Below are 23,957 nucleotides of genomic sequence, written 5' to 3'. Positions count from 1 at the left end.
GCGACAAGAAAGCGGATAGCGTCTGCGCCCACACGATCAGCGGCCATCCTGCCCGACCGCATTGAGGAAATCTGAATAGTCCCGGATGTAATCGTCTGCATCATATTGGTGCGAGGCCATCACCAGCAGGGCCGTTTCTGGCTGAAATTTGTACTGAATCCCCCAAATTCCTGGCGGCAAATAGAGGCCGATCGAAGGTTCGGTCAATGACACCTCTTTCCTGTCACGTCCGTCATCCACGACGACCGAAAGGCGACCATGGGTTGCAATAAGGAACTGATGGCACTCGCGATGCGCATGCTCGCCTCTGACCTTGTCTGACGGCACGCCGTAGACCAGGAATGAGCGGACCGGCTTGAAGGGCAGATTCAAACCGAACTCTAGTGGAGCGAGCTCGCCGCGCAGGTCGCCAAAATGCGGTAGCCGCCAGAGTTCGCACCCGCCAATGCCAAGCGGCATTTTCTCGCCAGCTGTGCCGGGAAAGGTTTGGGTCACGATCGGCTCCACTCGCGGGCCGGTCTGGTAGCCGATGATCGTGGCGGGATTCCCGACGACAACGGCATTGGCAGGGACGTTCTTGGTCACCACGGCGCCGGCGCCGACCATCGCCTGACGACCGATGGTTATGCCTGGGAGAATCGTCGCGTTGGCGCCGATTGATGCGCCATCCTCGACGGTCGTCAGCAGAAACGTTTCGGGATATTCCTTCGAACGAGGGAATCGATCATTGGTGAAAGTCGCATTCGGGCCGACGAATATGCGATTGCCCAGGCGAAGGCCGTCCCACAATTGAACACCGCACTTTATGGTCACCTCATCGCCGATGATCACGTCGTTCTCGATGAAAACATGATCGCAAATGTTGCAATTCGAGCCGATCACGGCGCCGGGAAGGACGTGGGCGAACGCCCAGATCCGTGTTCCATCGCCGACATACGAACTTTCGCAAATGCCGCGCTCATGCACGAAAAATGGCTTGTCGGTCATTTGGCTGTTCCGTCAACGACGCGGCTGATGATTCTGAGAGGGCGTGACTTGGTGTTTTCAACTGCCCGCCAGAGATAGCAGCCAAGAATGCCCTGAACCAGGAGACTGGCCGAACCGAAGCCCGTGATCAGCAACACCAGCGTCGTGTAACCGGCGGGATCGATATTGCCAAGCAAGCGGGCAATCACGGTAACGGTGGCAAATATCAGGCTCAAGACGCAGCCCGCGAAGCCCACCCAGAGTGTGAGCATGATCGGAAAGTCAGAGAACGAAAAGACGCTGTCCATCATGTATCGGAACCGCCGTGCCATGCCCCAGGAGCTTGTTCCGTGCTCTCGTTCGCGCCGGCGATAGGGCACGAATTGCCGCCTGAAGCCCACCCAGAACAGCTGCACGACAAGCGAGCTGTTCGGCTCTTCGATCGACAGGATCGCTTCCAGCACCGGGCGATTGCAAGCGAAGATATCCACCCCGCCGCTCGGCATGCTGGGCAGGACCAGCCTGCGGTAGGCGGCCCAGAAAGCCCTTGAGAGAAATTTAGTCAGAGGCGGATCGCTACGTCCAGCTCGCTGCCCAAACACCACGTCCGCCTCATCCTTCTCCAGTTTCGAAAAGAATTCGAGGATCAGTTCCGGCGGCTCCTGCAGGTCGGCCGCCATGGCCGCAACGTGATTGCCCGATGCGTGTTCGAGGCCGGTGCGGATGGCGGTAAAAGAACCAAAATTCCGGCTATGGAAGATGATCTTGTAATCGTAGCCCGTGCTCTTCATTTCCTTGATCAGCAGAGGGCCGGATTCGTCAGGCGACCCGTCGACAACGAAGACGAACTCGATGTCGCCCTGATATCTGCAATGGAAATCGGCGACCGCCTGCAGAAGGGAAGGGATGTTCGCCTGATTTCGATAGATCGGGAAAACGATCGAGCGCGTTGTCACATTGCCTCCCATTCGCGGAGGGCCAGGCACACCTGCTCTATTTCGTCACTCGTCATGTCGGGATAGCAGGGGACGGAACAGAGGCGGCCGACGCTGTCCCTTGAAATGGCGAGATTTTCCATTCCTTTCATCGGCAGGTCCGCCCAGCCGACCTGGTCGCAATCCAGCACGGGATAGTGAATGTCGGTATCGACGCGGTGTTCTTTCATGTACGCTCTGAATGCATCTCGATCGTCGCAGAGCACGACGGCGAGGTGCGCGACAGCGCCGTCGCCACCCTCCAGGAATTGCAATCGATGCCCGGCGACCGATTTGTATCGGTCGAGAATGGCACGTCGCTGCCTGTTGCGGATATCCACATCGCCCAGCAAAACGTCCAGTATCGCCGCTTGAACCTCATCCATACGAGAGTTGCGGCCGTTGGGCACGCCGACATGATATTTTGAACTCCAGCCATATTGTTGCAGCTGCCGCACGTGTGCGGCGGCTGCCCCGTCGGAGGTGAGAACGGCGCCGCCGTCACCCATGGCCCCGAGATTCTTGGTTGGATAGAAGCTGAAAGTGGAGATATCGCCCAGCGAACCCGCAACGTCGCTTCCGATCCTTGCCCCGTGCGCCTGCGCGCAATCCTCCACGATTGGAATGTGCGAGAGACCAGCCTCGGCAAGTCCCGCCCTGATGGCCCGGACATCGACGACGCCGCCATAAAGGTGGGTAACGACGATTGCAGCAGTGTCTGCGTTGGCTGCTTTCAGCACCGACTGAAGGTGTACGAGCTGGCTGGTCGGTTCGATGTCGACGTAGTGCGGAATGAGGTCGTTGTGCCAGCAGGCACAGCTGGCATAGCCCCCGGCATTGGCCGGAAGGACAACTTCGCGCCCGCGCGCGCCGCCGCGCTTGAGGACCGCGGCCAATGCAAATTCGAGTGCGTCAGTACCGTTGGCCACGAGGACGCATTCCGAAACACCAATAAATCTGGAAAAATTTGCCGCAAATCGTTTGCCGACCGCGCCATCGAGCCACCATCCCGAACGCAACGTGCTCGCTACTTCACGCTCGATTTCGACTTGATAGCGCTGATACAGGCGCTTCAGGTCGTTCATCGGGACGGAGTCTTGTGTTGTCATGGTCAACTCAACTGCTCAAGCATGCTTCATTTAAGAATGTTCGCACGGCGGAACGTTTGGCAAGCTCAGTTGCCGCAGGCATGGTAAATCCAGAAGTCCGCTTGCGAGCGTGAAGGGGCGCCGAAAGAAGAGGCACAACTATTGGGATTCTGACGCCGCTGCAACCGGCTTCGCATCGGTAGCGCAGGATGCGCGCCATGTTCAACAGGGCCCACGAACAGCCCCGTCTTGGCGCAAGAAAGGCAGGCCAGCGTGATGGCCGTCGAGAGTGTCTAACGCTTGGCTGTCGTTGCAGCTCTCTTTACCGGCTCTGTCGTGAGCGATTCTATCCGCCCGCTCCTGAGCGTCAATTTCTTCGTACACACACTTTGGATAAGAGCCTCGCTGTGGCTCGCGAGGACGATGATGCCGGCCTTTTCCGCCAGTTCGTCCATGCGCCTTTTGGCCTTGTCCTGAAAAGCGGCGTCGCCGGCGCCGATCCACTCGTCCATCAACAGAATCTCGGGATCAAGCGCGGTCGCTGCCGAAAAGGCCAGTCGCGCGGCCATGCCCTGGCTGTAGGCCTTGAACGGCAAATCGATGAAGTCCCCCAATTCGCTGAAGGCAATGATGTCCTCCATTTTCTCTTCGATCTCGGCTTCCGTCCATCCGCTGATCAATCCACGCAGGACGATATTTCTGCGCCCGGTTGCCTCGCGGCGAAAGCCTATGTTGATGTTGAAAAGAGCGTCGACTTTGCCTTCTATCGCGACGCTTCCCCCGGATGGCTCGTAGATCCCGTAGAGCACCTTGAGAAGGGTGGTCTTGCCGGCTCCGTTCGGGCCAACCAAGCCTAACCGGTCGCCCGCCTTGAGTTCGAAACTGACGCCGTCGAGCGCCTGCACAAACTGCTTTCTACCCGAGCCTTCGATTCTGCCGCCAGGCCCGTCCACGCGCCGGTCCGGCGCGGAAAGCGTCAGCTTCTCGTGCAGCTTGTAAACAAGGCTAACGTTGTCCAGCTTGATAGAAACCATCGAAAACTCAGATGATGAAGACGACTTGCTTGCGATAACGACCAAGCAGTAGCAATGCAATCATCCATGTAGCCAATGACACGATGATCGTTACCGTGAAAGCATGGGTGGGAAACTCTCCAGTCATGATCGGCAAACGGACGATCTCCAGAAAATAGGTGAACGGATTCCATTCGTAGGCGTATGTTTGGACGGGGTCTTGACCGTTGTACACCCAGAAAACAGGCGTGAAGAACATGCCGACCCGTAGCAAATTACCAACAATGAACTGGCTGTCGGGAAAGAAAGCTCCAAGAAACGCGAAGACGGTGATAAGAGCAGGCGTGGCGAACAAGATCAGGAGCAATCCTGCCAGTGACCACAGCCATGGAGTGCCGATCGGGGAGCCGCTCAAGACGAGAATGAACACGCAACCCGCGATCGCATAGCCTGCTCTGATGACAGACTGCAATGCCAATCGCATCACATACACGAACAAAGGCAGCGTCGTGCCTTCGATGAAGCTCTCTTCGCGTTGAAAGAGCGCCACGCTCGTGGACATTACTTCCATCAGATAGAACCATACCAGAAGGCCTATCGCGACATACGCGGAATAACCGGCGGCATCCTTGCCGACAGGCTGGAACACGAAAACGAACGTGCCCACGAAAGCGACGTAGTTGACCAGAAGCCAAAGCGGGCCGAGCGTCGTGCGCCTGTGCTGATCGCCGATGTCCTCATGGGCAAGGGCGATCCAGACCCTGTGCAACTTCATAGCCTTGCTGATGTCGTCGACGGCGCCGTTAAATACTGCAATCATCGCTGATGGTATCGCATTTTCTGTTTCTGGGCTTCATGGCTTTCCCATGGCTGTAATGGAGCCGCCAAGGATCTCTTCACACTGATTGCGACACACATATGGCAACGCGCTGCGTCGTAGTGAAGCTGCCATCGATTCGCAAAGCGAACATTCGGGATATGCAGTACGATCTCCCGTTCATTGCCAACCAGGCGGAGTTCGCCGCCGATCCAAAGTACATCACGATGTCGGGTCCGCGGTCGCTCATCCGACGAGAGTCGCAGACTGCGGGGGCAAATCGAGGAACTGGTTGATGACACATGCTTGAGGCCCACCGTTGCAGAAAGCCAGGCGCTGGTCAGCGCGCTGCGCGTCCCTATCAGGCATTCGCAATCCGTTTGACCTGCCGGACGGCAGGGGAAAAGTGCCACTCGGTCTGTCCAATGTCGAGGCTGAGGACTGGCAGACCTGCCGGTTTCCGAGGATGACGAAGGGCCCAGGGCCTACACCGAGATCGTTCGCGAATAGGGCTAAGGGTTGTTCGCGTGCAATAATGGATGACAGGCGCGATGCTGTTCGCCTCATGCGGCCGGCGTTTCCTGGTTGCCGCTCCACAAGTGTGCAGGGCTCGACGGCATCCACACCAGCAGCGGCGGTTATACCTGACATGTCGGGCGCACGGGGGGCTGGGGGTACGGGCGGAAAGGTTGCTTGTAACCTGTGCTGACTTTTCCGGCTTGGCGCTCCATCGTACACAGTGGGATGGATCGGAGCGGTACGTGCGGCGTTTCAATAATTTCGTCCATAGACACCCCGGCAAGTTGCTTCATCGTCGGCTCCAACAGCGCTCATCGCGACTTTAACTTGCGAAGCGACGTTTGATGCGATCGACCACCGCTCGTACTGGGGCGGATGCGCGCCAGGTCGTGCTGGACGTCATGGCGGCGACACGGGCTTCCGCGTCGCGGCTCGCCTTTTGCATGCGCTCAATCTCCTTGACCAGCTGCGAATTGTCCGAGCGCAGGCCCTCCAATTCGGCATGGATTTTGGGCGAGTGCACCTTGGCTATGTGAGACCATAGCTGCCGTTGCGATAGGTCCAGGAAAGTCTTGCGGTCCAATGCGTGAGGCTGGAGCCGATCCCGGACTGCAGACGCGAGCCTGCCGAGGCCAAGTACGGCCACGGTGTCAGGAAGGAATACCGTCTCGTGCGTGATGCCGAGATGGTCGAGAAAGCGCTCCGCATTGAGAATCGCGTCCGCGATCAGGTTGGCGTCGTGGAAGGCAACGACACAGTCCTGCTCCATGAGCGGCAAAACGCCGACAAAGTCCGAAAAACAGGCCGTGTCCGTGTGCTCTCCGTCGATCAGAGCGAGCGTAGCCCTGGGATCGACCGCCTCGGGACTTACGTCGGAGACGTCGCTGTCAATCGTGGTAAGTTTGGCCATTGCGGCGGGAGGAATCCAATCCGACAGCACGGCGATCATTCGGGCCGCTGAGTTTTCAGGGTAGTGAAAAACCTGTGAACGTTCGTCAGGCTGCGCCGTGGGCCGCGCATCAACCGATATCGCTGCCTGGCAGGCCGGATCAATCAGGTGCGGGAAGAGGCTTCCGCCGATATGCGAGCCGACCTCAAGGTACACATAGTGGCCGAATACCGATCGAGCGAAGTTCTGGACACGAAGGAAACTCTTGCGGTCACTGAGGGTGCTCTCGGTCTTGACCTGGAAAACGGCAATATCCAGCGTCTCGATCATGCCCATCGCTTGTTCGGCGGTTGGCATTGGGGTGGCTCCTTGGGCAATTGGTTGCGACTTGCTTGCGCGGCACTTTGGAAAGGCCGTCGCGAATTGATGGTCGTTCCGTTGCACTTTGGCCGGATATCCGCAACAGCTTATTTCGATATGGAATCGTGATGTACTGAAAGGTCGATTGTGAACCGCCTCTATACAGATCTCCTGATCAAGATCATTGCCAATACCATCTACGGCTCCGGTTCGCAGGTGATTGATCCGACGAAAGTCGGAGAGGCGACGCCCTTCAATCGCGAGGATCGCCTCCTGGGTCGCGATTGGCCGGCGATTGCTCATTCTATGGCGGGTGTGAAACGTTTGGCGAATGTGCGTGACCTCGTCCAGCGAGCCATTGATGAGAACGTGCCTGGGGATTTCATTGAGACTGGCGTCTGGCGTGGTGGCTGCTGCATCCTCATGAGGGGAGTGCTGGCCGCCAATGAGGTCAAGGACAGGAAGGTTTACGTAGCCGACTCATTCGACGGTTTGCCACCGCCAGACGCCGAGAATTTTCCAGCTGACCGGGGAGGCAGGCTGCACGAATATCGCCAGTTGGCGATTGATCAGGCACAGGTTGAATCCAACTTTGCCGCCTACGACCTTTTGGATGACCAGGTGATCTTCGTCAAAGGCCTGTTCGGTGAGACCTTGCCCAGCCTGAGGGCCGGTCCATTCGCCCTGATCCGGCTGGACGGCGATATGTATGAGTCGACGACGGACAGCCTTGAAGCGCTTTATCCGAGGCTGTCGCCCGGCGGTTTCGCGATCATAGATGACCTTGCGGTTCCGCCATGCCGGCAGGCAGTCGAGGATTACCGCGCTCGTAACCGCATCAAAGCGGAAATCCATGAGATAGACTGGACCGGCGGTTGGTGGCAGAAGCCTATTGCCGGCAACTGACCCACGGAAGCGCTATGAAACAGAACTACGTGTCCGTCGTTGTTGTCGCTTACGACATCGCCCGAGAACTGCCCCGAACCTTGCTTTCGCTCGCATCGCGCTATCAGCAACGCGTGACGACGGACGACTACGAGGTCATTGTCGTCGACAACGGATCATCACCTGCGGTTGGTGGGAGCCTGGTCGCGGAATATGGGCCGAACTTTCGCCTGCTGCGCATCGATGACGCGTCACCCTCGCCTGCGGCTGCCGTCAACCTCGGGATAAAGGAGGCGAGGGGAGACAAGATCGGCGTGATGATCGACGGCGCACGGATGGCGACGCCCGGGTTGGTGCATTTCGCTCGCATCGGGTTGGACATGGCTCCGACAGCAGTCGTGGCCGCGCCTGGCTGGTATCTTGGAAGCGACATCCAGGGGAACGCGTCCGGGAATGGCTATACCCGGGCCATCGAGGATTCGCTTTTGCGATCGATCAGATGGCCAGAAGATGGGTATCGATTGTTCGAGATCGGGACGATGGATGAGTCGTCGGTCGATCCGTGGTTCTCGCCGATAGCCGAAGCGAATGTCCTCTTCATGAGCCGGAAGGGTTGGCAGGCGATCGGCGGCATGGATGAGCGCTTCAGCTGTCCGGGCGGCGGCCTGGTCAACCTCGATACGCTCGAACGTGCGATGACGCTGTCGCAAGCACAGCTCATCCTCACTCTGGGAGAGGCTACATTTCACCAACTGCATGGCGGGGTGTCCACCAACGCAAGCGTCGACCAGCAGCGCAAGAACTGGATCGTCTGGAAGGCTGAAAGGGATGCGTTGAGGGGGGCAGGCGAGTTTACCCTTCACACCCCCTCGGCATTCGTGGGTTCGCTGCCTTCATCGCTTCTGCCGCACCTTGCCCGGGCGACAATTGCAAACCCATTCAGGGTCGCTCCAGCCACCGCCGCAGGCTTCAGGGCGCATTTGAGGCCGCCAGAAGAACGCGTGCCGGCGAACCAGACAGCGGCGACGCTGGTCGAGTTGGCCAAGGGTCAGTTTCAGTCGGGGCACTATCAGACGGCGGCAGACATCCTTCGCATGGCAAGCACGCATGCACCCGCCGAGCTTGCTGCGTCGCGACTTCTTTCTTCTGCCGGCATTCTTGCCCGACACGATCCAGTTCGAAACGCCGCCTATTTTACTGGGATCGGTGATGCGTACTTTGCCATCGGCGACAACGAAAGGGCTGAAGTCCAATACCGCAAAGCATTGGACCTCAACCCGGATACTGTGGGGGCCCATGTCGGCCTGGCCAGCACACGGATGGCCGGGCCTTTCTATTACGACTGGCTGGAGCGTCTTTACTCGGAGCTGGAACCCACTGTCGTGGTAGAGATAGGCGTCTGTGACGGCGTATCGCTCTCCAAGATCAAGCCTCCGGCTCTTGCAATCGGGATCGATCCCAATCCACGCGCCACGATGGCACTCAGCGCAGAAACGCACATTTTTCCAGAGACGAGTGACACCTTTTTTGATCGCGGCGGAGCGGATGCATTGCTAGCCGGCCGCCCGTTGGGTGTAGGGTTCATTGACGGTCTTCACACGTTCGACCAGGCATTGCGCGATTTTGCGAACCTCGAACACTACTGCGACCCTGGCTCGGTTTTGCTCGTGCACGACACTGTTCCCCTGGACGACACGACGCAAAAGGTTCCGCCGACAACGCAATTCCACACCGGCGATGTCTGGAAAATGGTTCCGGCGCTCAAGGCGCTTCGCCCTGATCTCGACGTGTTTACCATTGCAACGCCTTGGACCGGGCTCACCGTGGTATCCGGCTTTGGCAAGCTTAGATACGATCCTTCGTGGATTGTCCAAGCGGGAGAACGCTTTGCAAACATGGAATACACCGAGATCGCGGCAAATCTTGGGGAAGCGCTTTGCCTGGTTGCAAACGAATGGGAGCCGGTGTTTGCGCGGCTCAGGACCAACCTCGTCCATAAAAGGAGGAGACAGCCACAATCAGAGCAACTGGCGGTGGCAAAGTCCGACGCCAAGGAGGCTACGATGGGCGGGTTCTTGCATCAGTACTTTTTGAACAACAGCGGCAAAGAGATCTACAAATGGCTGCACTATTTCGACGTTTACGAACGTCACTTCGAAAGGTTCAGAAATCGAAGGCCGGTCGTCGTTGAAGTCGGCGTCTATAAGGGAGGATCACTCGAGATGTGGCGAGCCTATTTCGGCGAGGGCGCGCGAATTGTTGGAATCGATATCGATCCTGCATGCAAGGCGCACGAGTCCGGAGGCGTGGAGGTCTTCGTTGGAAGCCAGGATGACGCTCAACTCCTCGATCGGATCGTCGAGAAGTATGGTTCCATCGACATCGTCATCGATGACGGCAGTCACATGATGGATCATGTCATCGCGACATTTGAGCATCTCTACCATCATGTGCAGCCGAACGGCGTTTACTTGGTCGAGGACACGCATACGAGCTATTGGGAGGACTATGGTGGCGGGCTCCGCAGGCCCGGGTCGTTCATGGAATTTGCCAAGGGAAAGCTCGACGAAATCAACGCTCATCACGCGCGCGGCGCAATGCCGGCGAACGCCTTCACCCATGCAACAGACTCGATCTGTGTCTATGACAGTATTGTCGTCTTTGAAAAACGGCCGCAGGGCAAACGTCAGTCTCTCATGACAGGACAGGGGTAGGTCGAGTTCCGGCCATGCTGGTGTTCCCTCGGTTCTCACGTCGCCACGCCAATTTATCGATTCTGGCTTCGCGTTTTCGAGGGTCACTTCCCGAGAGCGCAAGGTTAGAACTTCTCATACCACCGCCGAAGCCGCCAGTCCTCTGCTGATCGCCCAGATGAAGCGTTCGCGCGCGACCAAATTCAATCTCTCCTGCGAGCCCAAAGAAGGATTTTTCGGATGAACAGAGGGATCATGCGGTTGTAGAATCGCTTTATCTCGGTCACAAAATTTGCCAGGACTGAAACTTCTTTGCCATTGCGCGCAGCATGGTTTGGCTGGTTTCAGCGATGGCAGCGCGCGAATTGGATTCGCCGAGCATGATCTGGCGACTTTTGGCAATTTCAAGTTCGATCGACCCGACCTGCTCGCCCAGTTTCGTTAAAGAGGCGGCATTACCCTTCAGAATTTCGGTATTTGATTGCAACATCATCAGAAGCGCAGTTGGCTCTGGCGAATCTGGGCCATCCATGCAGCTCCTTTACAATGTGAAACCATCGCCTGCGCTGATGCTAAGATACCAATCTCTTCATCCAAGAGGCGGTCGCGAGGAATCGCGCGTCAAAGTTCGGTGCCTCGTCGGTTTGCATGGCCTGACTATAGATTCGAAGATGTTCCTCTACGAAATGCGCATCTCCCGCCACCCTTCGAAAATACGCAGAAACCGCTGCGGCATGGCCTGCATCGAATCTGGAGATCGCATCCATTAGATTCTCGACTGTCATGGGTTTGGCCAAAACACCGACGCCAAGATTCATTCGGCGCCACGCCTGCATGTTTGCGGTGTTGAGCAACCCCGCAAAGCCGCGTGCGTCGCAGACGACAACGGCACATCCCACTGCCGCCGCCTCGATTGCCATGCGGGCGGTCGCAAACACGATATCATAGCCAAGCAAATCCTGTTCGAGCTGATGCGAAAATCGGCCTGTGGCAGGCCCCAGTCCATCTAGCTCGATGCCATTTTTGGCGCAGGCCTGACGAACCGCCGCTTGGTGATCGAAGTTCTTCGTCAACAACAGCCCTCTTGCGGGCCGCGCAGGCAGTTGCGGGCGTTGTTTGAAGCGATTGAGATCAACCGCATTGTAGACGAGGCTTAGTTGGTCAGCGGGAATCCCCCTCGAAAGGCACTTAAGCCTACACGCTTCGTCTACGGCTATCCAATGGCGTATTTGAGGATGAAGAATAGGTGCTTCGACCTCATAGAAGGTACTTGTGGCATGAAAATACGGCAGGCACGTCCGGAAACCTGTCAGACAGCGTGTCAGGTGTTGGGCATGGACTACATCGGGCTTTTCGACGATTTCGGCAATCCGGTCTACAACATGATGCCCCCGCTGGCGCATTCTAAATGCCATATCGCCAAGAGTTGGGGCCAGCAGCATGGTATGATGCCCGCCACTGCGGAGCCCGTCAGCAAGCAATTCAACAACCGCTTCTGACCCGCTATTGCGGGATAGGGACAGATTGGTGATAAGAACCCGCAACGGCGTTCCTTGCTTGTTTCGCAACGTGCCTGCAAACGAGCGACAGGCACAAGAGCTATTGGAAGCGTCTTAGTTTGAAGCCGTTTTCCAAACAAGCTCTGCAAAATCTCGGAGGGAGCCATTGATTGTCTGAAAAGCTGGAAAATGTCTTGGTTCTCGCCCATCCGGGACATGAACTCAGGGTTTACCATTGGCTCGAGTGCGCACAACCCAGAGTCTACCTTCTGACAGACGGATCGGGCGGTCGCCAAACGGCGCGTACGCAGTACTCGCGCCACCTTGTGAAAGCTGCGGGCGCGACGCCGGGCGCAGTATTCGGCGATATTCCCGATGCCGTCTGGTACGAAGCTCTGCTGGCTGGAGAAACTGACTTCTTTGTTGATGTGCTGACGAAAATCGCCACCGATTTGGCAGGCGCGAAAAACGTTCAATTCGTGTCGGACGCGGTCGATGGCTACAACCCGATACATGACCTAGCCTATGCCTATGGACAGGCTCTCGCCGGAGCGCTGAAAAGGACAGCGAAAGTGGCACAGCACCTTTGCTCCGCAGCGGTTCCAAACGTGGCGGGACCTATTGGACTGGAAATTCAACTCGACCACGCTGCCCGAGCGAGAAAAATGGCCGCCGTCGAGAGCTATTCCCCGCTCGCCGATGAGGCCCATAGAATAGTCGAACGGGACCCCCAATGTTTCGACAGGGAACGTCTCATTTCCCAGCATTTTGATTGGGAGGGCTCATGGGCACCAGAATGGGAAGTGATTGGCAAAGAGCGGGTCGCCGCTGGCATCTACCGCAGATGCATTACTTATAAGGACAATGTACAGCCTATTGCCAAGCGCCTGAAGTTTGAAGGTACTCGCATCTTGCACGCGGGATGATCTAGCCGGAAGCAGCGCCTTAACCACACGCACATCCAAAAAACCGCTGGCGATGCCCTCAACTCCGCGCTATGCGATACAGGGCGGCGGGCGGAGGATTTGGCACATTAAGACACGTGGTCGGTGACGGATGACAGTCAATCTGGCGCCACTTTATGCATAAGTCCTTGCGCCTGGAGTTCAGTACCACCCAATGACATCCTATGTAGAGGTCGTGTCCGGACTTCGGCCGAAGATGCGGCGCGCCATTATAATGATCCAGGACCTGGTCATGGTCCTGGTCGCGGTGGCGCTGAGTCTGGGGCTTTCGCAGTCGAGACTTTCATTCGACGCGCTCTCCACGGCCGGCCTGGCGTGCTGGGCAAGTATTGTTTTTCTCAGCCATATGCTGTTTCGCTATTGCGGCCTCTACAACACCGTGTGGCGTTTCGCCTCCACGCCGGACTTCTTCAACATCCTGAAGAGCTGCGCCATCCTGACCGTCACGCTCTATGTCGTCTCGCTGGCGGTTCGATCGTTTCAGCCGGTGACCGGCCTCAACGAGCGCCAGTTCATCGTCTTTTTCCTCGTCTCCTTCACCATCATATCGGCGCCTCGGCTCTATTACCGGTTCCTGCGCGACGGGGCGAGCTGGCGGATCCTGAGCCGCAACGCAAACAATGTGGCGATCAAGCAGGCGCTGTTCGTCGGCAGGCTCGGCGAAGCAGACGTCATAATCCGGTTCACGCGCACGGCAGAGCCGGCCGAATATTCCATCGCCGGGATCATGGCCATCGAGAACGGCGCGCCTTTGGGCACGCAGATCCACGGCGTTCCGGTGGTGGCCGTGCGCCCCCGCCTGGTCGAGGTCCTCGAAGAATATGCAAGAGGCACCAAAAGCCTCGACATGCTGATTTTCGGCAAAGGCGCCGAGCGCGAGATCGAAGAATTTTCGGAACTGGTTCGCATCGCCCGTCATAGCGGCATCGCCGTCGTCCAGTTCTCCGGCGTCTCGGAGCTCGGGCAGCGCGGAAAGCTGGTTCTCGATGCCGTCGAGATGGAAACCATCCTGCGCCGCTCAACGGTTCCATCCGACATTGAGCGCATTGGCGGCTTCCTCAACGGCAAGCGCGTCCTGGTCACCGGCGGCGCCGGCTCAATCGGTCGCATCCTGGTCAAGCGGTCGCTGGAACTTGGCGCCGAGGCGGTTCTGGTCGCCGATATCTCGGAGTTCGGTATTTTCCAGCTCGACCAGCAGGTTGACGAAAAGGACCATGTCCGGCTCAAGAGCCGCATCGTCGATGTCACAGACCGGCGCCAGATCACCCGCGTCGTCAGCGATTTCAAGCCCGACATCATCTTCCATGCCGCCGCGCTCAAACATGTGCCGCTGCTCGAGGAAAATTGGGAATCGGCGATCCAGACCAACATTTTGGGCACCCTCGTCTGCGCCGAGGTTGCCGCCAAATGCGGGGTGCCGCAGTTCCTGCTGATTTCCAGCGACAAGGCGGTCGATCCGACCTCGGTGCTCGGCATGACGAAACGCGCCGCCGAGCAGATCGTCTCTTCGCTGCACGAAACGCACGCCACCGGGCCTAGCGGCCGTCGCTCCGGCACCAAGTTCATCGCCGTGCGGTTCGGCAATGTCTTCGGCTCCAATGGCTCGGTCGCCACCATCTTCCAGGCGCAGATCGAGGCCGGCGGTCCGGTCACCATCACCGATCGCCGCATGACCCGCTACTTCATGACGGTGGCCGAAGCCGTCGACCTCGTCATCATGTCGGCGGCCGACGCCGAGCGGCGCCAGGGCAAGGACGACTACGCCATCTACATGCTCGACATGGGCAAGCCGGTGCCGATCCTCGAAGTCGCTGAAACCATGATCCGCATGGCCGGCAAAAGCCCCTACACCGACATTCCGATCCGTTTCACCGGGATCAGGCCGGGCGAGAAGCTTCACGAGGTGCTGCATGGCGGCAATGAGGAGATCGTCGCGCTGGATATCCCCAAGATCTTCGGCCTCAGAACCGATGTCGTGGGATGGCCCAAGGTCCAGGCGGCGCTGACATCGCTGCAGGCGGCCATGCGCGATCAGGACAAGGCCTCGGCGCTCGCCGTCATGGCCGCCCTCTATCAGGCGGAAGAGCCTCCAAGTGACGCACGCCGGGAAACCGTTGCGAAAACAGTCGGGCAAGCTGGTTAGAGCAATTCCAGGAAAAAGTGTGGAGCGGTTTTCCCGTCCGGGATTGCGTCAAAACAAAGAGCCTGTCCTGATCGACCGGGATTGGCTATTGAAACCGATCCGATGGCCGTTCCCAGGCGTTTGCAGATGATTTTGAACCAGTGAGCAGACAAGATCAGCGCGTGGCCGTGCTGCTGGGCACGAAAGATGGCGCGGCTTTCCTTGACGAGCAGCTCGCGTCGCTGGCTGCGCAATCGCATCCTGTTGTCGACCTCTGGGTTTCCGACGACGGTTCGACAGACGGCACTTCGGCCATTATCGGCGCCTGGCAGAGCCGCTGGTCCAAGGGCCGGTTGACCCTGTCGAATGGTCCTCGCCAGGGCTTTGCCGCCAATTTCCGCGCGATGATCATCGATCCGCGCATCGAGGCCGACTACTACGCCTTCTGCGACCAGGATGACATCTGGGAGCCGGATAGGTTGGAGAGCGCTATTGCCTGGATGCAAGGGCACGATGCCGCAACGCCGCTGCTGTTTTGCTCCAGGACCGCGACCATGTCCGAAACCGGAGCGGCGCAAGGGTATTCGCCGCTGTTCCAGCATCCACCCGCATTTCGCAATGCGCTTGTGCAAAGCATTGCCGGCGGCAACACGATGATGATCAACCGCGCCGCGCGAAAGTTGCTGGCAAAGGCATCGGCAAGGACCGAGTTCGTCAGCCATGACTGGTGGACCTATCTGATCGTCACGGCTGCCGGCGGCATTGTTCGCTATGACCCGCGACCGCTGGTGCGCTACCGCCAGCATGAGGCAAACCTGGTCGGCGCCAACGTGTCGTGGAAGGCGAGGCTGTCGCGGCTGGGGCGCCTCTTCAGGGGCGAGTTCGCCGTCTGGACCGATCACAATCTGAGTGGCCTGGCGGTCAATCGCGACATCCTCTCGAGGGATGCCGCCGCCTGTCTCGGCCTGTTCATCAGGGCACGAAAGGGCGGTATCTTGCGACGCCTGCGCCTTCTCAGAAAAAGCGGCGTCTACCGGCAGACGCTGGCTGGGACGCTTGGGCTCTATCTGGCCTTCATCTGGCGGCGGATCTAGAGCATGCAGACACGGCCATGAGGGAACCCAAGCGAGCTTTCGACCTGGCGGTGGCGGCGCTGCTGCTGCCACTGGCCTCGCCTTTCATCCTGCTTGCCATGCTGGCAATCAGGACGACGTCGCCTGGACCGGCACTCTTCTCTCAAACCCGTGTCGGCCAGCACGGGGTGCCGTTTGCCTGCCACAAGCTGCGCACGATGGTTGTGGGAACGCCGTCTCTGCCCTCGCATCAGGCGCCGGCAATTTCCGTCACTGCCGTCGGCAAGGTGCTGCGGAAATTCAAGATCGACGAGCTGCCGCAGCTCTGGAACGTGCTCAAGGGCGAGATGAGCCTGGTCGGACCGCGGCCGTGCCTGCCCACGCAGACGGAATTGGTCGAACGCCGCAGGCAATTGGGTGTGCTTGCGGCGCTTCCGGGCATTACCGGGCTCGCGCAGATGAAAGGCATCGACATGTCCGACCCAAAGCTCTGCGCCGAAACCGATGCCGAGTATTTAAAGTCGGCATCGGTGGGCCTCGATGTCCGCATTCTCATAGGCACGATTTTCTACCGCTGAACGGCACCCGATTTGTAGCGGCGTGCGAGCTCGGTCAGCTGTTCGAGCGAATCGGTCTGTGGCGCCCAGCCTTCGGATACCAGCACGGACGGATCGCAAATTTGGGTCGCGGTCATCGCCTCCCATGCCGTGCGTTTGCCGATCAAGGTCAGTGCTGTCCGCACCAGGCCGCCGGGCACTCTGGACAGCTTCAACGAGTAGCCATAACCGTCCCGGAAGGCCATGATGATGGATGAGACCGGGAGGGGCGGGAGGTCGCAGGCGACGTAGGCCCGGCGAACCGACTGCGGACGGCTGAACAGATAAACAGCGGTTCGCGCCGCACTCTCGCATGACATCAATGATCGGAGGCCGCTGAAGGTCGCCGCCGGCAGCGACAAGGCTATAGGCATGCCGCTCAGCCGCATCAGGTACGCCAGGTTTCCCTTCATGCCTTCGCCATAGACCGGCGGCAGGCGCAACGTCGTGGCGTCGGAGGGCCTGGAGGCATAGGCTTCGAGCATCCTGATCTCGCCTTCGCGTTTCGAGCGCCCATAGGCGCATTGCGGGGCTGCTGGCGTCGCTTCACTGATGGTTCCGCTGAAACCGGGACCGGCCACCGCCCGGATCGATGACAGATAGACGAAGCGCCCGCTTGTCCGCCAGGCGGCCGCGCGCGCCAGCTGGGCGGTCAGTGTCGCGTTGGCGGCCATGAAGTCGGCTTCGCTCGCCTTGCGGTCATTGTTGAGCGCCGCACAGTGGACGACATGGGTGACATCTCGCATCAGCGCCTGGAATGCCTGGGCCGGCGCGTCGAAGTCCGGCAACAAAACCGCATCGCTCACGGGATCGAGCCGTTCCGGGTGGCGCGATGCCATGCGCACCCCGAACCCGGCTTCGCGAAGCTGGTTGACCACCTGCCTGCCGATGAAACCCGTCGCGCCTGTGACCAGCACTTTCACGGCCGGCTTGCCTGGGGCGCCGGGGCCGGTTGTTCCGGCAGCATTTGTTGCCGGCCCGATGCAAGATAGGTCCCGGACACCAGAAACACCATCAGTGTGGCATCGAGGATGTCGTGGCCGACCAGGATGCCGGTCAGGCCGCCGATGAGATAGGTGATCGCAGTGACGACAATCATCGTGGCGCCGAACCGCTCGATCGCGTCCGCGCTGGTGCGCAGCACGATGGCCGCGTTTCTCGCGGCAACGACGAACACAGCCGCGAGCGTTACGGCTCCAAGCAGGCCGGCCTCCACCAATGCGGTCAGGAAGCCATTGTGGAAATGGCTGAAGCCCGTCGACGGCATGTTGAACTGATTGTGGAACCCATCCTTTATCAGCTCGCGGCTTGCGGCAATGCCGTGGCCGAAAATCGGCATGTCGTGGAAGGCGCTCAGGCCAATCTGCCAAAGTGCGGCGCGCAAGCCGAGCGCGGTCGTGTGGTCGCCCTTCGTGGCGAGCGCATCCCAGTCGCTGAACAGGAAGGCCGCGCGCTCGGAAATGATGGGGAGACCGATGACAGCGATGACGATGCCGGTCGCCCCCGCAATCAGCAAAAGCCGAATGGCGTTTCTGTTGTTGAGCTTGCGACGGTTGATCAGCAGGACCGCGATGCCGGCCACCAGCATCGCCAGCCAGATTATCCGAGATCCCGAATAGACAATGGCGACCGCGCCGGCCAGTGTCGCGCAGGCCAGCAACGTCCTGTTCTTTTCTACACCCGATAAAGCGCCTGCCAGGCACATCATCATGCTGAGGCAGGCGACGGTCGCGAACACGATCGGATTGCCGGCGCCGCCTTCGGCCCGTATGCCCAGCCCGTGATATTGCACGACCGCCAGCAGCACGGCGCCAAAACAGGCGGCGGCGCTCGCCAGCACGACGATGCGCGTCAGCGTGGTTTTCTCGGTAATGCTCCAGGTCGCGTATGAGACAGGGAAAAACAGGAAGGTGATCAGCCCTGCCAGATGCGGCGCATCCCTGGCGATCGAATTGTTGACGATGGAGGCGAGCACGCTGGCTGCGCAATAGGCATAGATGGCCACCGTCATCACGGTCATCGGCCGGTCAATGTTGAAACGCCGTCTTTTCAACGCAAGCAGAAGCACCGACCACAGGCCGCCGCCATTGAACAAAAAGCTGACCGCCGATCCCAGCACCGGCGGGAAAAAGAAGCACAGAATGGAGAAGGTGATGTTGATCCGTGACGGCGAAACGTGCTGCTTGATGGCGGAGATCGGGGTCAATGCTCTGGTTCACAATGCGCTGGGTCGCGTGGCGACGGACAATGTTTGGCGCGGCATTTGCGGCATGCCGCCCGGCGCAGGTTCAGGAGCCGGTATAGCGGCTGGGTGCGGTTTTCGAAAGTGCGACGAGGTCGGGCCGGCGTTTCTTTCGGTCCAGGCAAGATTTTTCCCGGCCTTTGAAGGCTATCGCTCCGTCGGGCAGGAATTTCCCGATTCTGGGCTTTTCATGGAAAATTCGTTGCCGATCGGTGTGGCCGCCGGCCTTTCCAGCGTTGTTATATCAGGTGGCGATCTGCTAGAACGCCGGCACGAACCGATAGTGTCCAGCAGTGAAGCTTGAACCGGGCGGCTGAAAAGGACGCCCGATCCATCTGATGCAAGGTCTGGATTGCACGAGAGAACGCTCACAGTCCATGAACATCGCGCTTACGCATCTGCAGCGGCTCGAGGCCGAGTCCATCCACATCTTCCGTGAGGTTGCGGCCTCCTTCTCCAAGCCGGTGATGCTCTATTCCGTCGGCAAGGATTCCTCCGTGCTGATGCATCTGGCGATGAAGGCCTTCTATCCGGCCAAGCCGCCTTTCCCCTTCCTGCATGTCGACACCACCTGGAAGTTCCGCGAGATGATCGCCTTTCGCGACCAGATGGCGCAGAAGCTCGGCTTCGACCTGCTGGTCCACGTCAATGAAGACGGCGTGCGCGACGGTATCAACCCCTTTGACCATGGCTCGAACACCCACACCCATGTCATGAAGACGGTGGCGTTGCGCCAGGCGCTCGACAAATACGGCTTTGACGCTGCCTTCGGCGGGGCTCGGCGCGACGAGGAGAAGTCGCGCGCCAAGGAGCGCATCTTTTCCTTCCGCAACGCCCAGCATGTCTGGGACCCGAAGAACCAGCGGCCGGAGATGTGGAAGATCTTCAACACCCGCATCGCGCCGGGCGAATCGATCCGCGTGTTTCCGCTGTCGAACTGGACCGAGCTCGATATCTGGCAGTACATTCTGCAGGAAAACATCCCGATCGTGCCGCTCTATTTCGCCAAGGAGCGGCCGGTGGTCGAACGCGACGGCATGCTGATCATGAAGGATGACGATCGCATGCAATTGCGCCCCGGTGAGACGATGGAGAACCGTCTGGTGCGTTTCCGCACGCTCGGCTGTTATCCGCTGACCGGCGCCATCGAATCCGACGCCGACACGCTCGAAGCCATCGTCGGCGAGATGCTGACGGCGCGCACCTCCGAGCGCCAGGGCCGCCTCATCGACCGCGATGAAGCCGGCTCGATGGAAAAGAAGAAGCGCGAGGGATATTTCTGAGCATGCGCCATATCCTGGCCAAGAGCCTCGCTCCCACCGACGGCGTGCGCGAATACATGGCGGCGCAGGAGAAGAAGTCGCTGCTGCGCTTCCTCACCTGCGGCTCGGTCGACGACGGCAAGTCGACGCTGATCGGCCGTCTTCTGTCCGACACAAAGCAGATCTTCGAGGACCAGCTCGCCGCACTCGAGCGCGATTCCCGCAAGCACGGCACCACTGGCGACGACATCGACTTCGCGCTTCTGGTCGACGGCCTCGAGGCCGAGCGCGAGCAAGGCATCACCATCGACGTCGCCTACCGCTTCTTCGCCACGCCCAAGCGCAAGTTCATCGTCGCCGACACCCCCGGCCATGAACAGTACACCCGCAACATGGCGACCGGCGCATCGACTGCCGATCTCGCCATCGTGCTGATCGATGCGCGCCAGGGTGTGCTGCGCCAGACCCGGCGCCACTCGATCATCGCTTCGCTGCTCGGCATCCGCCATATCGTGCTTGCCGTCAACAAGATCGACCTCGTCGATTTCGACCAGGCGGTGTTCGACCGTATCGTCGAGGATTACCGGCAGTTCTCGCACGAGCTCGGCTTCCAGACGATCGTGCCGATCCCGATGTCGGCCCGCTATGGCGACAATGTCACCAGCCGCTCCGGCAAGACGGCGTGGTATTCCGGCCCGTCGCTGATCGAGCATCTCGAAACCATATCGGTCGACGAGGCCGCGGTCGAACTGCCGTTCCGGTTTCCGGTGCAGTATGTCAACCGGCCCAATCTCGACTTCCGCGGCTTTGCCGGCACCATCGCGTCCGGCTCCGTCGCGCAGGGCGACGAGGTGGTGGTCGCCAAATCCGGCAAGGCCTCGCGGGTCAAGCGCATCGTCGCGCAAGGCCGCGATCTTGCCCAGGCGGTGGCCGGCCAGGCCATCACCCTTGTGCTCGATGACGAGGTCGAGGTCTCCAGAGGCAACATGCTGGTGTCGCCGGCGGCACGGCCGCAGGTCGCCGACCAGTTCGCCGCCAACATCGTCTGGTTCGACGAGGCAGCGCTGCTGCCGGGACGCTCCTATATACTGCGCACCGAGACCGACCAGACCAGCGCCACCGTCACCGACCTGAAATACCGCGTCAACGTCAACGACTTCGCTCGCGAGGCGGCGAAGTCGCTCGAGATGAACGAAGTCGGCATCTGCAACATCTCGACCCGGGCGCCGATCGCCTTCGACACCTTCGCCGACAATCGCGATACCGGCGCCTTCATCCTGATCGACCGCATCACCAATGCCACGGTCGGCGCCGGCATGATCCTGCATACCTTGCGCCGCGCCGAAAACATCCACTGGCAGTCGCTCGATGTCGGCAAGCGCGGTCGTTCCGACTTGAAGAGCCAGCGTCCCGCCGTGTTCTGGTTCACCGGCCTTTCCGGTTCGGGCAAGTCGACCATCGCCAACCTGCTTGAGAAGAAGCTGTTCGCTTCCGGGCGCCACACCTACATTCTCGACGGCGACAATGTCCGCCACGGCCTCAACCGCGATCTCGGCTTCACCGACGCCGATCGGGTCGAAAACATCCGCCGTGTCGCCGAAGTGGCAAAGCTGATGGCCGATGCCGGGCTGATCGTCATCGTCTCCTTCATTTCGCCCTTCAGCGCCGAGCGGCGCATGGCCAGGGAGTTGATGGCCGACGGCGAGTTCGTCGAAGTGTTCGTCGATACGCCGTTCGAGGAATGCGCCCGACGCGACCCGAAAGGCCTTTACGCACGGGCGCTGAATGGCGAGATCAAGAACTTCACCGGCGTCGATTCCCCGTATGAAGCTCCCGAAAATCCCGAAATCCATCTCAAGACACTCGGCAAGACGGCCGAGGAGATGGTAGAGGCTCTGGAACACTGGCTGAATGAGCGCGACATTGCCGAAGACCAATATGACAGCGGCGGCGGCATCTGACGACGAAGTGGTGCTCGACGTGTTCGAGCGCCTGGCGCTCGAAGCCGGACGCGAGGTGATGCGGGTCTTCAAGGCCGGCTGCGCGGTCGACAGCAAGTCGGACTCCTCGCCGGTCACGGAAGCCGACCGCGAGAGCGAGACGATCATCCTCGCCGGCCTGCGTGCGGCCTATCCCGATATTCCCTGCGTGGCCGAGGAAGAGGTCGCCGAAGGCATTGTGCCGCCCGATCTGGATGGCGCCTTCTTCCTGATCGATCCGCTCGATGGAACGAAGGAATTCGTCAACCGCCGGACCGATTTCACCGTCAACATCGCGCTTGTCCGGCACGGCGTGCCGGAGATCGGCGTCGTCTTCGCACCGTGCAGCGGGCGGTTCTTCTCTGGACGGCCGGGCTGGGCCGAAGCAATCGAGGTCGATGGCGACTTCCGTATCGTCGGCCGCCGGCGGATTTCGGTTAGGAGGGCGGTCACGCCGCTGGCGGTCGTTGCCAGCCGCTCGCACAACACCCCGGAGACCGAAGCCTTCATCAAGGATCTCGGCGCCGCCGAGATCGTCTCGGTCGGCTCATCGCTGAAATTCTGCCTGCTCGCCGCAGCCGAAGCCGACATCTATCCGCGCTTCGGCCGCACCATGGAATGGGACACGGCGGCCGGCGACGCCGTACTGCGCGCCGCCGGCGGCATGACGCGCACGCTGGACGGCGAGCCGCTCACCTATGGCAAGCGCAAACAGAGCGACGACGAGGATTTCGCCAACCCGCATTTTATTGCGAGCGGGAAGGCGGCGGACGCGGCGTAACTTACGCCGCCGCTACATGCGCCGAGTTCGAGCCAATGTAGTTGCGGATCGTCTCGATGATGCGGTCCTGGTCGGCTTCGCTGAGATAGGGATGCATCGGCAGGCACAGGATGCGCTTCGGCAGTTCCTCCGAAACCGCAAGCCCGGTCGGCGTGCGCGGATAGTCGCGATAGGCGACCTGCTCGTGCAGCGGCTTCACATAATAGATCACCGAAGGGATGCCCTTTTCGCCGAGATGCGCCCTCAACCCGTCGCGCTTCGGCGTCTCGATGGCGTATTGCGCCCAGGCCGAGCGGCCACCGCCCAGATTGCGTGACGCCTTGACGATGTCGCCGAGACCTTCGGCGTAGCGCTTGGCCACCACCTGGCGGGCGACCATCTCGTCTTCGAGGATGGCGAGTTTCTCGATCAGGATCGCCGCCTGGATCGTGTCGAGGCGTGAATTGATGCCGACGCGGACATTGTCATACTGCGTCTCGCCCTTACCGTGGAACGCAAACGAGCGCAGCTGGTCGGCCAGCGCGTCGTCATTGGTGAACATCGCGCCGCCATCGCCGTAGCAGCCCAGCGGCTTGGCCGGATAAAAGCTGGTCGAGCCGACATGGCCGAAGGCGCCGCACATTGTGCCGTCGGCCGAACCGCCGATCGACTGCGCGGCATCCTCGATCACCAGCAGCCCTTCGCGCTTGGCAATCGCCATGATCGCCTCGTAGGCGGCGGCAAGCCCGAACAGGTCGACGGGAATAATCGCCTTCGGCTTCAGCCGGCCTTCCTTCTTGATCATGGCGATCGCCGCCTCGAGGCTGGCGATGTCGATGTTGTAGGTCTCGGCGTCCACATCGACGAAAACCGGTTCGGCCTTGGCAAGCGCCACCACTTCCGCCGTCGCGGCAAAGGTGAAGCTCGGCACGAACACCGCGTCGCCGGGGCCGATACCGGCGGCAAACAGCGGCAACAGCAGCGCGTCGGTGCCGTTGGCGCAGGCCACGACATGCTTGGTGCCGATATAGGCTGCGAGCTTGTTTTCGAATTCGGTGACTTGCGGTCCGAGGATATAGCGGCCTTCCTCGACGACATTGTCGATCGCGGCCTTCAGCCGGTCGCGGATACGTTCGCGCTGCGCGCCAAGATCGATGAACTGCATGTCGGCCTCAAAAACGGTGTGGTGCGGGCTGCCCCGGGGACAATGACACGCACAGAAACAACAACTTAACCGGGCCGCTGGTACCAGAGT

At 59.9% G+C, this 23,957-nt stretch carries 22 protein-coding genes; 11 read left to right on the top strand and 11 right to left on the bottom strand.

Translation table 11 applies throughout. From position 1 onward, the window contains the following. Nucleotides 1-36: 36 nt before the first annotated feature. The 6 genes from X750_RS1000000167375 to X750_RS150395 form a co-directional block, all read right to left on the bottom strand. Complete coding sequence (locus tag X750_RS1000000167375) at nucleotides 37-987, bottom strand: WxcM-like domain-containing protein (RefSeq protein ID WP_023705494.1); 951 nt, start codon at nucleotides 985-987, stop codon at nucleotides 37-39. Further along, nucleotides 984-1,922: a glycosyltransferase family 2 protein gene (locus X750_RS150375; RefSeq protein WP_198020342.1), complete on the bottom strand. Its 939-nt coding sequence runs from the start codon at nucleotides 1,920-1,922 to the stop codon at nucleotides 984-986. Before X750_RS150375 ends, X750_RS1000000167375 begins: the two co-directional genes overlap by 4 nt. After that, nucleotides 1,919-3,025 (bottom strand): DegT/DnrJ/EryC1/StrS family aminotransferase, encoded by a 1,107-nt coding sequence (locus tag X750_RS150380; RefSeq protein ID WP_023705492.1) that lies wholly within the window; start codon nucleotides 3,023-3,025, stop codon nucleotides 1,919-1,921. The genes X750_RS150375 and X750_RS150380 overlap by 4 nt, the downstream gene beginning before the upstream one ends. Before the next feature lie 296 nt (nucleotides 3,026-3,321). Then, nucleotides 3,322-4,062: an ABC transporter ATP-binding protein gene (locus X750_RS150385; protein ID WP_023705491.1), complete on the bottom strand. Its 741-nt coding sequence runs from the start codon at nucleotides 4,060-4,062 to the stop codon at nucleotides 3,322-3,324. 7 nt (nucleotides 4,063-4,069) lie between these two features. Continuing rightward, nucleotides 4,070-4,861: an ABC transporter permease gene (locus X750_RS150390; protein ID WP_023705490.1), complete on the bottom strand. Its 792-nt coding sequence runs from the start codon at nucleotides 4,859-4,861 to the stop codon at nucleotides 4,070-4,072. Nucleotides 4,862-5,699: 838 nt separating this feature from the next. Then, the gene (locus X750_RS150395) at nucleotides 5,700-6,623 is read right to left on the bottom strand and encodes a class I SAM-dependent methyltransferase (RefSeq protein WP_023747527.1); all 924 of its coding nucleotides are present in this window, start codon (nucleotides 6,621-6,623) and stop codon (nucleotides 5,700-5,702) included. A 150-nt stretch (nucleotides 6,624-6,773) separates the two neighbouring features. Between X750_RS150395 and X750_RS150400 the strand changes: the two genes are divergently transcribed. Both X750_RS150400 and X750_RS1000000164460 read left to right on the top strand, forming a co-directional pair. Continuing rightward, the gene (locus X750_RS150400) at nucleotides 6,774-7,532 is read left to right on the top strand and encodes a TylF/MycF/NovP-related O-methyltransferase (protein ID WP_023708419.1); all 759 of its coding nucleotides are present in this window, start codon (nucleotides 6,774-6,776) and stop codon (nucleotides 7,530-7,532) included. A gap of 14 nt (nucleotides 7,533-7,546) precedes the next feature. Continuing rightward, nucleotides 7,547-10,225, top strand: coding sequence for a class I SAM-dependent methyltransferase (locus tag X750_RS1000000164460; RefSeq protein WP_084013503.1), 2,679 nt, complete (start codon nucleotides 7,547-7,549; stop codon nucleotides 10,223-10,225). Nucleotides 10,226-10,487: 262 nt separating this feature from the next. On the opposite strand, the gene X750_RS1000000166885 is transcribed toward X750_RS1000000164460, so the two are convergent. Together X750_RS1000000166885 and X750_RS1000000166880 are read right to left on the bottom strand one after the other, a co-directional pair. Next, complete coding sequence (locus X750_RS1000000166885; RefSeq protein ID WP_245271840.1) at nucleotides 10,488-10,736, bottom strand: hypothetical protein; 249 nt, start codon at nucleotides 10,734-10,736, stop codon at nucleotides 10,488-10,490. A 40-nt stretch (nucleotides 10,737-10,776) separates the two neighbouring features. Beyond that, nucleotides 10,777-11,277, bottom strand: coding sequence for a hypothetical protein (locus X750_RS1000000166880; protein WP_245271839.1), 501 nt, complete (start codon nucleotides 11,275-11,277; stop codon nucleotides 10,777-10,779). Between the two features lie 261 nt (nucleotides 11,278-11,538). Between X750_RS1000000166880 and X750_RS1000000166875 the strand changes: the two genes are divergently transcribed. The 5 genes from X750_RS1000000166875 (at nucleotide 11,539) to X750_RS150415 (ending at nucleotide 16,441) form a co-directional block, all read left to right on the top strand. Then, nucleotides 11,539-11,703, top strand: a complete 165-nt coding sequence (locus X750_RS1000000166875) for a hypothetical protein (RefSeq protein WP_023705484.1) — start codon at nucleotides 11,539-11,541, stop codon at nucleotides 11,701-11,703. 170 nt (nucleotides 11,704-11,873) lie between these two features. Next, nucleotides 11,874-12,629, top strand: a complete 756-nt coding sequence (locus X750_RS0132710; RefSeq protein ID WP_023709659.1) for a hypothetical protein — start codon at nucleotides 11,874-11,876, stop codon at nucleotides 12,627-12,629. A gap of 193 nt (nucleotides 12,630-12,822) precedes the next feature. Next, nucleotides 12,823-14,811 carry a nucleoside-diphosphate sugar epimerase/dehydratase gene (locus tag X750_RS150405; RefSeq protein WP_031196486.1) on the top strand — a complete coding sequence of 663 codons (1,989 nt, stop codon included), beginning with the start codon at nucleotides 12,823-12,825 and terminating at the stop codon, nucleotides 14,809-14,811. Between the two features lie 140 nt (nucleotides 14,812-14,951). Beyond that, nucleotides 14,952-15,884 carry a glycosyltransferase family 2 protein gene (locus X750_RS150410; RefSeq protein WP_023705481.1) on the top strand — a complete coding sequence of 311 codons (933 nt, stop codon included), beginning with the start codon at nucleotides 14,952-14,954 and terminating at the stop codon, nucleotides 15,882-15,884. Nucleotides 15,885-15,901: 17 nt separating this feature from the next. Further along, nucleotides 15,902-16,441 (top strand): sugar transferase, encoded by a 540-nt coding sequence (locus X750_RS150415; RefSeq protein ID WP_023705480.1) that lies wholly within the window; start codon nucleotides 15,902-15,904, stop codon nucleotides 16,439-16,441. Here X750_RS150415 and X750_RS150420 read toward each other — a convergent pair. Together X750_RS150420 and X750_RS150425 are read right to left on the bottom strand one after the other, a co-directional pair. Then, nucleotides 16,432-17,382, bottom strand: a complete 951-nt coding sequence (locus tag X750_RS150420) for an NAD-dependent epimerase/dehydratase family protein (protein ID WP_023705479.1) — start codon at nucleotides 17,380-17,382, stop codon at nucleotides 16,432-16,434. The two genes, X750_RS150415 and X750_RS150420, sit on opposite strands and share 10 nt — an antisense overlap. Further along, on the bottom strand, nucleotides 17,379-18,470 hold the full coding sequence (locus X750_RS150425) for an O-antigen ligase family protein (RefSeq protein WP_245271838.1): 1,092 nt from the start codon (nucleotides 18,468-18,470) through the stop codon (nucleotides 17,379-17,381). Before X750_RS150425 ends, X750_RS150420 begins: the two co-directional genes overlap by 4 nt. On the opposite strand from X750_RS150425, the gene X750_RS150430 reads away from it, so the two are divergent. The 4 genes from X750_RS150430 to cysQ all read left to right on the top strand — a co-directional run bounded on the left by X750_RS150430 (nucleotide 18,457) and on the right by cysQ (nucleotide 22,723). Further along, nucleotides 18,457-19,005: a hypothetical protein gene (locus X750_RS150430; protein WP_245261131.1), complete on the top strand. Its 549-nt coding sequence runs from the start codon at nucleotides 18,457-18,459 to the stop codon at nucleotides 19,003-19,005. The two genes, X750_RS150425 and X750_RS150430, sit on opposite strands and share 14 nt — an antisense overlap. Before the next feature lie 73 nt (nucleotides 19,006-19,078). After that, nucleotides 19,079-19,984, top strand: a complete 906-nt coding sequence (cysD, locus tag X750_RS150435) for a sulfate adenylyltransferase subunit CysD (protein WP_023670717.1) — start codon at nucleotides 19,079-19,081, stop codon at nucleotides 19,982-19,984. A 2-nt stretch (nucleotides 19,985-19,986) separates the two neighbouring features. After that, a complete protein-coding gene (cysN, locus tag X750_RS150440) occupies nucleotides 19,987-21,924 on the top strand; it encodes a sulfate adenylyltransferase subunit CysN (RefSeq protein ID WP_023747524.1) in 1,938 nt (645 codons plus the stop codon). Next, nucleotides 21,875-22,723: a 3'(2'),5'-bisphosphate nucleotidase CysQ gene (cysQ, locus tag X750_RS150445; RefSeq protein WP_198020976.1), complete on the top strand. Its 849-nt coding sequence runs from the start codon at nucleotides 21,875-21,877 to the stop codon at nucleotides 22,721-22,723. Before cysN ends, cysQ begins: the two co-directional genes overlap by 50 nt. A 1-nt stretch (nucleotide 22,724) precedes the next feature. Here the strand turns inward: cysQ and X750_RS150450 are convergent, their stop codons facing one another. Further along, complete coding sequence (locus tag X750_RS150450) at nucleotides 22,725-23,867, bottom strand: DegT/DnrJ/EryC1/StrS aminotransferase family protein (RefSeq protein ID WP_023742689.1); 1,143 nt, start codon at nucleotides 23,865-23,867, stop codon at nucleotides 22,725-22,727. Nucleotides 23,868-23,957: the final 90 nt, after the last annotated feature.

The sequence above is a fragment of the Mesorhizobium sp. LNJC391B00 genome (assembly GCF_000502535.1).
GTDB lineage: Bacteria > Pseudomonadota > Alphaproteobacteria > Rhizobiales > Rhizobiaceae > Mesorhizobium.
This window is presented reverse-complemented; position numbering and strand designations above follow the sequence as displayed.